General features: G+C 62.1%; 11 protein-coding genes. 6 read left to right on the top strand and 5 right to left on the bottom strand.

Annotated features, from left to right (window positions below):
• Window positions 1-282 precede the first annotated feature (282 nt).
• Window positions 283-1,338: a retropepsin-like aspartic protease gene (locus VHX65_03335; protein ID HEX3997565.1), complete on the top strand. Its 1,056-nt coding sequence runs from the start codon at window positions 283-285 to the stop codon at window positions 1,336-1,338.
• Window positions 1,339-1,477: 139 nt separating this feature from the next.
• Here the strand turns inward: VHX65_03335 and VHX65_03330 are convergent, their stop codons facing one another.
• The 3 genes from VHX65_03330 to VHX65_03320 form a co-directional block, all read right to left on the bottom strand.
• Window positions 1,478-2,161, bottom strand: coding sequence for a hypothetical protein (locus VHX65_03330; protein HEX3997564.1), 684 nt, complete (start codon window positions 2,159-2,161; stop codon window positions 1,478-1,480).
• Window positions 2,162-2,320: 159 nt separating this feature from the next.
• On the bottom strand, window positions 2,321-2,917 hold the full coding sequence (locus VHX65_03325) for a glycine zipper domain-containing protein (GenBank protein HEX3997563.1): 597 nt from the start codon (window positions 2,915-2,917) through the stop codon (window positions 2,321-2,323).
• Between the two features lie 205 nt (window positions 2,918-3,122).
• Window positions 3,123-4,442, bottom strand: coding sequence for a hypothetical protein (locus tag VHX65_03320; protein ID HEX3997562.1), 1,320 nt, complete (start codon window positions 4,440-4,442; stop codon window positions 3,123-3,125).
• 247 nt (window positions 4,443-4,689) lie between these two features.
• Between VHX65_03320 and VHX65_03315 the strand changes: the two genes are divergently transcribed.
• From VHX65_03315 to VHX65_03305, 3 genes are all read left to right on the top strand, one after another.
• Window positions 4,690-5,328: a hypothetical protein gene (locus tag VHX65_03315; GenBank protein HEX3997561.1), complete on the top strand. Its 639-nt coding sequence runs from the start codon at window positions 4,690-4,692 to the stop codon at window positions 5,326-5,328.
• 403 nt (window positions 5,329-5,731) lie between these two features.
• Window positions 5,732-6,901 (top strand): aminotransferase class I/II-fold pyridoxal phosphate-dependent enzyme, encoded by a 1,170-nt coding sequence (locus VHX65_03310; protein ID HEX3997560.1) that lies wholly within the window; start codon window positions 5,732-5,734, stop codon window positions 6,899-6,901.
• 224 nt (window positions 6,902-7,125) lie between these two features.
• The gene (locus VHX65_03305; protein ID HEX3997559.1) at window positions 7,126-8,265 is read left to right on the top strand and encodes a PLP-dependent aspartate aminotransferase family protein; all 1,140 of its coding nucleotides are present in this window, start codon (window positions 7,126-7,128) and stop codon (window positions 8,263-8,265) included.
• 337 nt (window positions 8,266-8,602) lie between these two features.
• Here VHX65_03305 and VHX65_03300 read toward each other — a convergent pair whose 3' ends face one another.
• Together VHX65_03300 and trpE are read right to left on the bottom strand one after the other, a co-directional pair.
• A complete protein-coding gene (locus VHX65_03300) occupies window positions 8,603-9,781 on the bottom strand; it encodes a zinc ribbon domain-containing protein (protein HEX3997558.1) in 1,179 nt (392 codons plus the stop codon).
• A gap of 119 nt (window positions 9,782-9,900) precedes the next feature.
• Window positions 9,901-11,391, bottom strand: a complete 1,491-nt coding sequence (trpE, locus tag VHX65_03295; GenBank protein ID HEX3997557.1) for an anthranilate synthase component I — start codon at window positions 11,389-11,391, stop codon at window positions 9,901-9,903.
• A gap of 445 nt (window positions 11,392-11,836) precedes the next feature.
• Between trpE and VHX65_03290 the strand changes: the two genes are divergently transcribed.
• A complete protein-coding gene (locus tag VHX65_03290) occupies window positions 11,837-12,361 on the top strand; it encodes a UvrB/UvrC motif-containing protein (protein HEX3997556.1) in 525 nt (174 codons plus the stop codon).
• 180 nt (window positions 12,362-12,541) lie between these two features.
• Window positions 12,542-13,618, top strand: a complete 1,077-nt coding sequence (locus VHX65_03285; GenBank protein ID HEX3997555.1) for a protein arginine kinase — start codon at window positions 12,542-12,544, stop codon at window positions 13,616-13,618.
• Window positions 13,619-14,406: the final 788 nt, after the last annotated feature.

The following is a 14,406-nucleotide window of genomic DNA, read 5'->3' as shown; positions in this document are numbered from 1 at the left end:
GATTTGTCGATTCTCTGCGCACGCAAAATCGAAGCATGCCGATTCCTTCAGTGCATTCATCGTCGCACAACCGCGCTCGACTGCATCGGACGACCGGCTCTAGCGAAACTGGCGGGATTGCCGATTCTGCCGTGTACGGGGAATAAGCCCGGCCACGGCTCGCGAACGCCCGAAGGGATCAGCGGGGGAAGCGAGACCAACCATCGATGCTATTCTTCAGGACCATCCCAGCCGTTCATTCACTGCTGGACATCGCCGCGACATCGCCTGCATAATTCAACGATGGACCGTTTTGCCTACAAAAGTGCTGCGGCCGGCTCGCTGCTGCTGTCGCTTGCCGTCGTGGGAATCGTGTTCGCCGCGGGCGAGCCGACTGCCGAAGAACTGCTCCGCGCGCGCGGGCTCGATCGAGTCGGGCATACATGGTGTCTTCCCGAGGAAGCGGACCTCCGCCAGCAGTTAAACAGCTTGGATCGCTTCGAGCCGCGGCTTGTCGCGGCTCAGCAGACGGTCGACCAACTCGTCGGGCAGAACGAAGCCTGCAAAATGCAGATGGCTCGATTCTCGCAGTTGGAGAAGCAAGCCCGGGCTTTGTCCGCCGTCGCCAAGCAAGGGACGGCCGACAAGGCTCAGTTAGAGGCTCAGGCGAAACAAGCCGCCGCGGCGGTTGAGCAATGGAAACGGCAATATATTCCGACCAGCGAGTTCGGCTTGTCGCCGCCGCTCAAAACGGCATTGGCCGATCTGATCAATGTTCGCACGGAGGTGACGCTGCGGCTGCTGCCGATCCGCGAGGAGATCGAGCAAATGACGCAATCGTACGCCGCATTGCGTCGCGATAATAACGTCATGGCTGAGGTTGCGTCGCTGGGCCGGCAGGAATCGCTAGGGCCGCAAAAACATTGGCGCGACGGTGCCAAGATTTTCGACAAGCTGCAATCGATCGTGCTTTCCGATTCGCTACCGGTCGTTCGCGATGGCCAGTTCTATCGTGTCACCGCAATCGTCGCCGGACGGCAACCGCTGACATTTAGCTTCATGGGCACGGGCGGCGAGCCGACTCTGATCCCGCAGAATCTGGCCGAAGCAGTCGGCCTTGTGATCGACGAACATGCCCCAAGGGTCAAGCTGCGTCTGGCGGGCCGGGAAGAAATCGTGCGTCGAACGAAAGTGCCGCAATTGCGCTTCGGGCGGCATGTGTTGCGCGATGTCGAGTCCTACGTTCTTCCTCCCGAAGCCGCCGATCTTGGCGCCCGCATCAGCGCAACCGCCTTCGCCGGCCTTCACGTCCAACTCGACGCCGAACATCTGCTGCTCAACATCGGTGGCGGGAAATAATCGACGCACAGCTCGCCTCGATGCGTCACCTGGAATTGAGAACGTGCCCTCCGCGGCGGCTCAAACCTCGATCGGTCGTGAAAACGGTCAGAAACCCGGCAACCATGCACGCACATCGTCCACAGGCTCGTTGGGGGGCCTACCCAGCAAGAGGGCGTGGCTCGAGCCAATCGTAGAGCCAGGCGTTGCGCTGCTTGCCGACCGTTTCAGCCGCCCCCATTTGCCGCAGGCAATAGGCAATGCGCTGGGCCGACCAACGGGGAATATTCAGCCCCGCGGCGATGTGGCCTGTGTGAAAGGGCGTTGGCAGCGGGCAGGCCACCAACGCCACGAGATCGGCAAGCGTCGAAAGTCGATGCTGCGATTCAATGCCCGCCAGCTTTTGATCCTCGACCACCAGATCGTTCGGCCTTCGCCACCGTCGCCGGCCGTGTCCGGGATAGCGCCATTCCTCGACCGACACCAACGGCACTTCGAGCGTCAGCCGCGGATGCGGAAACACGCTCGTGAAATGGATCAATTCGTCAAACAGATCCAACAGTCGGCCATGCTTCGGGCTGGCCCGGCGGCGAGTGACACGTCCCCCCTTCCGCCCGCGCACGATCAATTGCTTCGATGCCACGATCGGTTTAACGACGCGCACGCGATGCGTCGCTAACAGCCGGCGGACCTTGTCGCGAATCGCGGCCAGCGGGCCGTGTTGAATTTCGATCAACTCATCGCCCACCACCGCGTCGATCCGATAGCCGGCCATGCGGATTTCGACTCGGGCTTCAGCGCCCGCATAAAGCCGTTTCAGGTCGCGGTGCAGCGAGGTCTCCATGGAGGCTGTGAGGTGCGAGGAGCGAGGGACGAGGGACGAGGGACGAGGGCAATGGCGGGCGCTTCGCGTCGTTGCGGAGTCGGTCAGACGGTTAGGACGCGCAGCGTCCACGTGCCTTTGTACCTCACAGCCTCAAGCCTCAAAGCCTCAAGCCCGTTCCTACGGTACGATCGTTACGCCGATGCCGGGCGGCGGCGGCGGGCGGCGGTAGTACCAGGGATGATAATACGGCCGGTAGTAATAGGGGTCTTCGACCACGACCGGCGGCGGCGGGCCTTGCTGCACGACCATCGGCGGCGGCTGCATGGCGGGATGCTGCATCGTTTGCACCACGCGCGGGCTGACGCCGTTGCGCTGCAAATAGATGATGTCTTCGGTCGTGAGCGGACGGAGCACGCCCACGGCGTTGACGTGATCGATGATTATTGGTTCGGCGACGCCGGCCCGAGTCATGGCAATGGCGTCGTCGACCGAGACGGCCCCGGGCATCGGCCGGCCGAGCTGCCGTTCGATGAGAGCCCGATTGCGGGCTTCGTCTTTATCGACTTGGTTGCCGATGGCCGCGCCGGTGAGGGCGCCGGCTCCGGCGCCGATTGCGGCGCCGGCGGCGGTGCTATGGAATTGATGGCCGATGATACCGCCGACGACCGCCCCGATTCCGCCGCCTGCGAGAGCGCCGGTTTCGGTATTGGTCTGGCAGCCGACGGCCGCGACCGTGATCAATGCGACCAAGCCGAGCGTGAAATTGCGATGCATGGCAGTCCGACCTCGCGAAGCTTCAGCCCCCAACGCCACCAACCAAAACCGCCCGGGGGCAAAGCGTTGGCCTTGTCCCATTATCGGATTTCTTGGTCAAGAGAGATTGATCCGAGCGCCGGAATGAGCGAGCCGGCGCAAGCTGCGGCAAGTGGAGGATTGTGCCGATAGAAGGCCGGAGAAAGCAGAGAAGCTGCGCGGTCGATTACGACTTCTTGGCCGTCGTGCTAGCGGCGCTCTTTGGATGATGTTTCGCAACCCAATCTGCCCATTTTCTTGCCGATGCATCGCGTTCATCCGCGTTGCGGAAACCGATCATGCCCGGATTGTAGTAGGGCAAACCGTTCGACATATCGAGGCGATCGAAGCCGAAATTTTTCGGCTCTTGCCCTTCGAGATGGATGGCAACCGCCAAGGCCACGTCGCGCACCTGCGTCTGATAGAGCTGATTGTTCATATTCATCTGGCCACACAGCTCGGTATCGCCAAGCGATGCTTCGACGGACGGCAGATTCGTCTTGTCGCCCAACCGGCCGATCATCGCCAGGGCCATCTGCTTGATATAGGCCGGCTGGTTCCCTTGCTTCAGCGCGTTGGCGGCCGTATGCACTCCTTCCTTGAGATCGAAGCGCATCGCAATCGACAGGTTTTGGGCCAAGACATTCGCGCTGGCATCCCGGGCAATCCAGGCGCCGAGGATTTTCTTAATCACGGCGATCTGACTGCCGCTCGTGACTGCCTGTTGAATGGCCGGCTGGTTGGTGAGATAGGCCACTTGCGTGGCCGTGTTGTCGGCCATCAGCACCTGGTTATCCGAGCCGACGAAGAGCATGGCCGTGATCGATCCCAAGGGAAGCATGTATCCGTTGGGAAACCGGGCTCGCGATTGCATCCGGATCACGGATTGGGCGACGGAGCAGTCCAAAGCCGTCGCGGTTGCGGCGGGGCCGTCTTCCAGGGCACGGAACAGATTCGGCTCGGCGCGTTGCATTTCCACAAACAGCTTTCGAGCCGTGCCGCTGCTGCCGATTACCTGCCGATACCGCGACCAGCCCGGCAGATCGAGATGTTTCGCGTCGTTGACGTCTTCGGCGAACGCATTCAGCCGCTTCTCAAGATCAGCCTTCAGCACCGTGTCGAGAATGCGCCGGGCGCGAACGCGAACCTCCAGATCGGGATTATGCAGCGCGCCATCGAGCGCCGGCTGGATTTCGATTCCCATTTGGCTCAGTCGCCGGCTGGCTTCTTCGCGAACTTCGAACCGATCGTCGCCCAATTGCTGGATCAACGCCGCCGGACTGTCCGCAGCGGCGGCTGCTTTCGCGGCCGGCGCGGCAGCGGCTGGAACCGGACGGTTCATCGCCGCCACTTGGTTTGCGGGGGGCGTGGCCGGCCGAGCAGCAGGAATCGGCGAAATTTCCTTGACCGGCCCATCGGCCCGCGCGGCCGGCACGATCAGCAGCATCAGGGCCGGAAGACTTCCTGCGCATGCCACCGTTTGCAAGCCGCGCCGCCGAGATCGCATACCCCAGCACATGGCATCCTCCCCCCGCAAAAGCTGTTTCCATTGCCGATCGTGAATGCCATATTCTAAGCCAAAGTTGGACCGACCGTCTAGCAACTCGAGTCGCGATTTTTTTGCCGACTTGGCCAGCCGCCCTTCGAAACCTCGGGGAGGAGTGAGCCGCAAAATCGGCACACGCCGCATCGCTTCAGCGCCTCCATTGATTTTCCGCATCGAGCACGGGATAATCTGCCCGGGGAGCGAACCAATGAACCTGGAAACCATTGCTTGCATCAACTGCGGCGCGCCCCTGCAAGTTCCGCGCGACGCTCGGTTTGTCACTTGCACGCATTGCCACACCAGTTTGGCCGTCCGACGCAACGATTCGGCGACGTACACCGAAAAGTTGGCGCAAATTGACGAGCGCACCGGTGTCATGGAGAGCGAACTCGCCCAACTTCACAACGAGGCCGAACTCGCCCGGATCGACCGCGAATGGGAGCAAGAACGCCAAACGTATCTGTCCCGCGGCAATGACGGCCAAATGGTCGAGCCATCGGTGGTCGGCAGCGTGATCTTCGGCATCATTGCCGTCGTGTTCGGCATGGTTTGGATCGGTATTGCGTCGTCGCAGGGCGCCCCCGCGATGTTTCCATTGTTGGGCGTCGTTTTCATGGTGATCGGGATCGCGGCGGCCGTGTTCGGCGCCGGCAAGGCGAGTGAATTCACCGCGGCCCGAGAGCGGCACGAACGGTTGCGCAGCCAGATTTCCGTTCCGCAAATTCGCCAGCCAAATTCATCCGGCCACGATTCGACGCGCGACCCCGATCGCCCGACTGCCGAAATCGACGCGTTCTTGGACCGCGAACAACAACGGGCAAACTCGGAATCGGCCGAGGCCGGCTGAGCGCTTCGCCGAGACCGCCGAAGTCGGTCGCTTGCAACCGTTCAGCGGCAGAGCTAGAATTGGCGCTCGGGATTTGCGGCCGCTTGCAGCCCACAAACTGCTAAAGTGCCATCGCCCAACTGTGCAATCAGCTAGAAACGATTGTGCAGCCAATCATGCACTGTGCCGGATTGGATCGGGCGATCAAACTTGACCCAAGGGGAGCCGCGAAATTGGCCGTTGGTCGGCCGACTCGCGGCTTTTTTTGTGTACGGCCGGCAATGTGAAGCCTTGTGCCCTTGGAGTTCGCTCGATCATGACTACTAGCGCCAAACCTGCCGCCGCGCCCCTCGACGTTCCCGAAGCCGCGGACGCAGTTCTGAACGGCGAGCGGGCGGCAACACCGGCCGTGAAAAACGTCGCCATGGGCCCCTCGACTCTCGCCGTGCATGCCGGCGAGGATCGGCAAAAATTCGCCAACTCGATCACCGACCCGATCTTCGCCACCTCGACCTACACGTTCGAAAACACGCAGGCCGTCATCGATTTCATCGAAAAGGAACAGCCGCGCGAAGAATACGGCCGCTACGGCAACCCGAGCATGCGGGTCGTCGAGCGAAAACTGGCGGCGCTGGAAGGGGGCGAATCCGCTCTGCTCTTCTCCACCGGAATGTCGGCCCTGGTGGGGCTGCTGCTGGCCAAGCTCAACGCCGGCGACGAAGTAATCTTCTTCGACGAATGCTACCATCGCAGCCGCGAGTTTTGCGGCAAGCATTTGTCGCGCTTCGGCGTGGTAACCCGGCAAGTGCGGGCTTGCGATTTCAATGCCATGGAAGCCGCCATCACATCGCGCACTCGCCTGCTGATCAGCGAATCGCCAACCAATCCGCATCTGAGCATCGTCGACTTGGAGCGGTTTGCCGAACTCGGCCGGCGGACGGGCGTCGAAACGCTGATCGACGCCACGCTGGGCACGCCGTTCAATATCCGCCCGCTCGCGGCCGGCGTCGACTACGTCATGCATTCGGCCACGAAATATCTCGGCGGACACAACGACCTCTTGGCCGGCGTGCTGGTCGGCACGGCCGAGAAGCTCGATGCAGTGTGCAAGCTGCGCGGCATCATGGGCACGATCAACGCTCCTCAAAATATCTATCTGCTCGCGCGCGGACTGAAAACGTTCGAGCTCCGCATGCAGCGGCACAATGAAAACGGTCAGGCCGTGGCGGAGTTTTTGGCCGGCCATCCGCGGATCGAGCGCGTCTATTATCCGGGTTTGCCGTCGCATCCATATCATGAAGTCGCGCGGCGGACGATGCGCGGCTTCGGCGGATTGGTGACATTCTTGGTGCGCGACGCCGATTGGCGGGCAACGGCCCGCGTGGTCGATGCGGTGAGGATTCCGCGCATCGGCCCGAGCCTGGGGGGCGTCGAATCGCTGATCGAGCAGCCGCTCGTGATGAGCTACTTCACCGCTTCGCCGGCCGATCGCCAGCGCTGGGGCATTCCCGACAACATGATCCGGCTGGCCTGCGGCATCGAGAACCCCGAAGACCTCGTGGCCGACCTGGCGCAAGCCCTGGAAAAAACCTAGAATTGCGTAGAGTAGCAGGCACACTCCGTGTGCCGTCTGCGCTGCTCGGTATGCAACGTACCTCGGACGCGCGGTCGGCACACGGAGTGTTTGTGAAAGAATGGGGACTGGCTCGAAGTCGCTCGATGCAACACCGGCGAAAACGGTCGGCGTGAGGCGCCCGTCCCCATTCTTTCACGTTCTCGGAGTGTGCCTGCTACTTTAGAAAGCCCGTTGGCATCCCTATGCGTTTCCGCACCCGCGCCATTCACGTCGGCAATCCGCCCGATCGGGAAACCGGGGCCGTGATCGCGCCGATCCATTTGGCGGCGACCTACGTTCAACCGGGCGTCGGCGAATCGGCCGAGTTCGACTATTCGCGTAGCGGCAATCCGACGCGCAAAGCGCTCGAAACCACCTTGGCCTCGCTCGAATCGGGCTGCGGCGCTTTGGCCTTCGCCAGCGGTATGGCGGCCATCCACTGCGCGACGCTGCTACTGAAGCCGGGCGACCACATCGTCGCCGGCACCGATATCTACGGCGGCACGTTCCGGCTGTTGCATAAAATCTGCCCTCAAGCGGGCATCACCGCAACGCTTGCCCCGGCGACCAATCTGGCGGCATTTGCCGCCGCGATCACTCCGCAAACGAAACTGCTGTGGATCGAAAGCCCCGGCAATCCGCTGCTGTCGATTACCGACATTCGCGCCGTCGCCGAATTGGCCAAGCAGCATGGTATTCTGCTCGGCGTCGACAACACGCTGGCTACTCCGGCGCTCACCCGGCCACTGGAGCTCGGGGCCGACATCGTCATGCACTCGGCGACGAAATATCTCGGCGGCCACAGCGACGTGCTCGGCGGAGCGCTGGTGGTTCGCGATGAAGAGTTGTTTCGCCGGCTGTATTTCATTCAAAACGCCACCGGCGCGGTGATGGCGCCGCTCGAGTCGTTTCTTTGCTCGCGCGGCATCAAAACGCTTTCGCTGCGGGTGCTCGAGCAATGCCGCACCGCCGCTCGCTTGGCCGAGTTTTTGACGGCCCATCCGCGCGTTCGCCGCGTCTATTATCCGGGCTTGGCCGGTCATCCGGGCCACGAGCTCGCGGCCCGCCAGATGCAGGGCGGTTTTGGGGCCATGCTTTCGTTCGAAGTCGCCGGCGATTTGGCGGCGGCAAAGCACGTGGCGAATGGAACAAAGTTGTTCCGCCTGGCGGTGAGCCTGGGGGCGGTCGAATCGCTGATCGAGCAGCCCGCGGCAATGTCGCACGCCAGCTACGATCCTGCCGCCCGCGCCGCCCACGGCATCAGCGACAGCCTGATCCGCCTCTCGGTCGGCCTGGAAGAATTCGAAGACTTGCGCGACGACCTGGCCGCCGCTCTTGGATAATGCTGCGAAAGGTCGCTTGTGAAGCGTGTGCCGCCGGCAGGCGAAGGCTGCAAGTGCCGAACGGCGAGTCGAGGTTGGCCGGCTTCGACGGACAGATGCGCTAATCCACCATCACGGTTGGCATCTGCATATTGTGCAACACGCAATTGCGCTCACACTGGCCGACTTCGCTGGCCAGTGGCACACCGAGCAGTTGGGGTACACCGAGCAGTTGGCGGGGGCACACCGGGCAGCCTTTGGCGGGGGCACACCAAACGCGCGAAACCGCAAGCGGCGGCGTGTGGCTCGCTTGCGGTTTTGCGCGTTTTAAGCAATCGAACCGTCGCCGCCCCGCCCTTCAATGCCGCGAGAAATAAATCAGCAGCCACGCCAGCAGGAGCAACAGCAATCCGCCTGCGACGGCCAAACCGATCCGCAGCGGCGAGAGGGGTTTCTCGCTGATGACGTGGCCCGTCTGGCCGTTGACCATGAATCGATACACTTTGTCGCCGTAGCGATAGCTCAATAGATAAAGCGGCAGCAGGATCAAATCGGCGGTGGTGTCGCTGAATTCAGTTTGCACCGCGACGGCCCGATGCGTGTCGCCCGGCAAAAACGCGGCCACGGCCGTCTGTTCCCAGCGATAGAATTCTTGTTGGCAAATCTTTTGGGCGGCCTCATGGTCGATCGAATAATCTTCGCACAGCCAGCCGGCGAGAAAATAGGGCTCGTAGCGCTTCAGCGCGGCCAAATGGTATGGCTTGATTCGGTCGGCATCCGCTTGCTTCAAACCCTTGCTACCCGTTACGAGATAGCCGCTGTAGTAGTTGTGGTGTTTGCCGGAGAGGTTCCACCATTCGGTTTCTTGCACCTCGCGGGTGCGGGTGACGGCCTTGCCGTTTTCGTACGCGGTGTAGGTTTCGGTGCGATACCAATACTCGCCGATTTGCGCCGACCAGTCGCTTTGCGCGAGCGTGGAAAACGACCAAAACGGCAAATACACGCCGCGAAGTTTGCCGTCGGCCCGGGCGGTGCTCAAATCGCCGGGACGAAACCAGCCTCCCTCGCCGAGCCACGCCCGAAATTTCGCGGCCGCGTCGTCCGGCGAAATCGCGAACCCGACGACAAACTCCGGCTGCGCACGTTGGCTATCGGCCGGCAATTCCACGACGTAGTTCGAATCGCAGAACGGACAGGTAAAGCTTCGCTCGCCCGGATCCACCGCCACCTCGGCCCCACACTGCTGACAGCGAAAATGCTTCTGCGCGCCGGCTGCGCCCGCGGCCGCAGCTTCACTCCGTGTGCCACTGGCTCCGCCAGTGCTTGCCGCGACCACCTCCCGCGGCAAGCCGGCGGGGCCAACAGCAGGCTGAACCGTTCCGCAGGCGTGGCAGAATTTATCGCCCGGATCGACCGGCGACCCGCAAGCCGCGCACGGTCGCCCACGCGGCGGCGCGACCGGGTCGGCCCCGGTCGGATGCATCGTTGTCAGCGTCGGCGGCGAGGTTTGGCTTGGAGCGGCGGTCGATGTTGCCATTGCAATCTGCACCCTTGGTTCTGTCTTCCGAGCCGCAGCGCACGCAAGGAAGAAACCCCGCTCTTCCTCGCTTGCGCTGCGGGCTAACCCCGCACGCGACTCTGCGTGAAAATGCGTCGTCACTTCGCCCGGCGTTCGGCGATTTCGATGGCTTTCAGCGGTCCGCGAGCTTTGTTCAATGTTTCTTGATACTCGGCCGCGGGTTGGCTATCGGCGACGATCCCGGCCCCGGCTTGCACATACGCCTTGTTCCCCTGCACGACGATCGTTCGCAGGGCGATGCACGTGTCCATGTTGCCGCCGTAGTCGATATAGCCGACCGCTCCGGCATACGGCCCGCGGCGGGTCGGTTCGAGTTCGTCGATGATTTGCATCGCCCGCACCTTCGGCGCCCCGGAAACCGTCCCCGCCGGCAAGCAGGCCCGCAACGCGTCGAACGCATTCTTGCCTTCGGCCAATCGACCGCTGACATTCGTGGTGATATGCATCACGTGGCTATAGCGCTCGATGGCCATTACATCGCTGACTTCCATCGAGCGGAATCGCGCCACGCGGCCGACATCGTTGCGGCCGAGGTCGACCAGCATCACATGTTCGGCCCGCTCCTTCGGGTCGGCGAGCAATTCCTCGGCCAGCCGGCGGTCTTCCTCGTCGTTCCGTCCGCGCGGGCGAGTGCCGGCCAATGGCCGCACGGTCACTTGCCCCTCGACCACGCGCACCATCACCTCCGGCGAACTGCCCACGAGCGTCGCACTCGGCGTGCGCAGGTAGAACATGAACGGGCTGGGGTTTACTACCCGCAGGGCGCGGTAAATATCGAGCGGCGAAGCGTGGACCTCGACTTCGAGCCGCTGGCTAACGACGACCTGAAAAATGTCGCCGGCGCGGATGTATTCGACGCAGCGTTCGACGGACTGTTGGAATTCATCCTGCGTGCAATTGGCCTTGTATGGGATTTTCGGCGGGCCGCTGATGTCGATATCGATCGGCGGCAGTTCGTCGCCGCGGGAAAGCTGCTCGACCATCGCATCGACGCGCTGCTGGGCATCGCGATATGCTTCGGCCGGCGCGAACTGATCCATCCGGGCCATCGCCACCACGACGATCGTCTTATTGATGTGGTCGAACACGACCATGCGGTCGTAAAACGCAAACGCCAGGTCCGGCAAATGCCGATCGTCGGTGGGTGGATTCGGCAGTCGCTCGGTGTATCGCACCACGTCGTAGCCGGCGTAGCCGATGGCCCCGCCGGTGAACGGCGGCAATTCCGCCAGATGCACGGCCTTGAACGACTCGACGCGCCGCTCCAGTTCACCCAGCGGATCGGGCGATTCGAATTCCTCCGCTTCCTCGGCGCCGCCGGGCCCGACAACCGTGATCCGGGCCCCGCGCAGCTCGATCTGCATGAACGGATCGGCCGTGAGAAAGCTATATCGCCCGACCTTTTCGCCGCCGACCACGCTCTCAAACAAGCAGGCGCACGCCCCGCCGTCGAGCTTGTGAAACGCCGAAACGGGCGTCAACGAATCGGCCACCAGCCGGCGGTAGACGGGCACGAGCCGCGGACCGTCGACCAGTCGGGCGAAGCTATCGAGAGGAGGATAGTGCAAGGAGGAAGGGTGAGGTGAGGATAAGGGGTTAGCGTTAGGACGCGCGAAACCGCGAGCGAGCTTCTATCTCAAACGGCGTTGGGGCTCGCTTGCGGTTTCGCGCGTTGCGTTGCACAAGTCGATTCACGCGAGCCACAAAACCGGCAATCAGGATAGCAGCGTTCTGGTTTGCAGTCCACGGTTCGCGGGCCGCGGCCGTGCAGTCGGGGCGGCGCGCCCATCCGCATAGGCCGACAGGGCTTACGACGCAACCGCATGCAAGCACTATCCTTGACACCTGCTCGCCCGCTGTTAGAATCCCCTAGGCATTTCGGAACAGATGCCGCAGGGACGAGGTTGCACGGGAAGGCGGCGAGGCTGAAGGTGTTTGGCAACAAGCGCATGGCGGAGTGTAGCGTCCTCAAGCCTGTAGCCTTGAACCTGTAGCCTTCCAAGGGGGTACGCAATGAAGTGCCAAAAGTGCGATAAGCCGGCCACCTTCCACATCACCGAACTCGAAAAGGGAAAGCATCAGCAAGAATTGCACCTCTGCGAGGAGCATGCCCGGCTGTATCTCACCCAAACCGAGCCGGAGCCTGGTTCGCAGCCCACGTTGGCCGGCGCGCTTGCGCAGCAATTGGCCGTGGGCCAGACGGCGGAAGAGCTCGAAAAGCTCGACAAGAAAGCCTGCCCCGTGTGCGGCATTACGTTTTTCGAGTTCCGCAATCAGGGCCGCCTCGGTTGCCCGCACGACTATATCTTCTTCGAGAAGGAACTCGAACCGTTGATCGCCAACATCCACGGCGAGACGGCTCATGTCGGCAAACGCCCGCATCGCTACGCCGGCGGCACGGCCCACAAGACCGAATTGATCCGCATGCGCCGCGAGATGAAGGAAGCGATCAGCGAAGAAAATTACGAACGGGCCAGCCGCCTGCGCGACGAAATTCGCCGTGTCGAAGAACAAACCCAACAATCCCCGCCGGAATAATGCAGTAGGCACACTCCGTGTGTACAGCGCCGAACCAGCCGGCAATCGTTGCCAGTCCGTTGGATAGTGACCCTTATTTGCGCCGCGGACGGCACATGGAATGTGCCTGCTCCGTTGGCGACCGCTCGAAGAATTCAAACCCGCCGCGCGTTCAAATTCAACTGCGGATATAAACGTACTGTGGATCTAAACGCACTTGCCAATTCGACCGGCGAATGGTTGCGCGCCAGCGGCCCCGAGTCGGATATCGTCATGAGCAGCCGCATTCGGCTCGCTCGAAATCTGGCCGAGTTCCCCTTCATCAGCCGGGCCACCGACCAAGATCGCAACGAAATCGAACGCCAACTCCGCGAACGAATTCTGCAAATCCAAAGCTCCGGCCAATTGCAATATATCAATGTCAGCGAGTTGGAAGGCATCGACCGGCAGTTCCTCGTCGAGCGGCAGCTCATCAGCCGCGAGCATGCCGAAAGCCACGGCGCCCGCGGCGTGGCCATCGACGGTCGCGAGCAAATCAGCCTGATGATCAACGAAGAAGATCATCTCCGCATCCAGTGCATGCACAGCGGCCTCGATCTGGCTGCCGCGTGGGAGCAAATCAACCAGATCGACGATCTGATCGAAGAGCGCGTCACCTACGCCTTCCATCCGCGATTGGGCTACCTGACCGCCTGCCCCACCAACGTCGGCACCGGCGTGCGCGTCAGCGTCATGCTGCATTTGCCGGCGCTCGTGATTACCAAGCAAATCGAAAAGGTGTTTCGCAGCCTGCAAAAGATCAGCCTCGCCGTGCGCGGCCTGTATGGCGAAGGCTCGCAAGCGATGGGCGACTTTTATCAGATCTCGAACCAAATCACGCTCGGCCGAACCGAGCTCGACTTGGTGCAACAGGTGGGCGACGTGGTGCCGGTGCTGATCGACTACGAACGCCGGGCTCGCGAATTTTTGGTTCGCGAAAAGCACGAAACGCTGCACGATCAGGTGAGCCGTGCCTACGGCATCCTGCGCACGGCCCAAACCATCAGCTCCGAAGAGACGATGCACCTATTGTCGCGAGTGCGGATGGGCGTGAACCTGGGATTGATTCCCGACCTCGCGATCCCCGATCTGAACGAGCTCTTCATCCACACACAGCCGGCCCATCTGCAAAAGCTCCGCGGCGTCGAACTCGACACCGAAGACCGCAACATCGAGCGCGCCCGCTATTTGCGCTCCCATCTCAACAAACCCGACGGCCACGGGGCGGAGCATAACTGACGCCCGACATACATTCGTGCGGGGCAACCACAGAGAATTGAGGGCGAGCACAATGAATTGGCGAGACCGTTTTCGTTGATCCATTCGTTTGCCAAGGTCAGGCGTGCATTGCCGGAACGCGGGTCATGGTTGCTGTTGTCGTGGACAACATTGCAGGCGGCGCATCGCCTGAAAAACTCCTCGGCAGCTATCCAGCGTTGTCTGTCGACGGCATTCGGGCCGCACTGAATACGCGGCAGAACTCGCCCGCGAGCGGACCGTGCATTTGCCGAGCGCTGCGACCTGATGCTCAAGTTCAAGGTCGACGAAAAGGTGCCGGCCGAGGCCGCTGCATTGATTTCAACGGCGAATGCGCAGCGTTGTTTCAATCCACAATCCACCGTTTGCCAGCAAGCGGCTCTCGGGTAAATGTTGCACGCAATCGCCGCATTGTAGCCCGAAGCGTTAGCGAGGGATGCACGCAATCGCCGGTGTGCCACTGGCCAGCGCAGTCGGCCAGTGGAGCGCCGCTTGAGCTCGCACACAAATGGAACGTCCAGCGGCGTGCGTCCCTCGCTAACGCTTCGGGCTAAAATGCGTTCGCCGGTGGCACACCGGTTCCCCTCTCCCCTTCGCGGGAGAGGGGTTAGGGGTGAGGGGGCGTTCGCCGGTGTGCCACTGGCCAGCGCAGTCGGCCAGTGCGAGCGCCGCTTGAGCTCGCACATAAATGGAACGTTCGGCGGCGTGCGTCCCTCGCTAACGCTTCGGGCTACAATGCGATCGCCGGCGATTCGTGCCTCAAAGCTTCG

It is taken from the genome of Pirellulales bacterium (genome assembly GCA_036267355.1).
Lineage (GTDB): Bacteria > Planctomycetota > Planctomycetia > Pirellulales > DATAWG01 > DATAWG01.
This window is presented reverse-complemented; position numbering and strand designations above follow the sequence as displayed.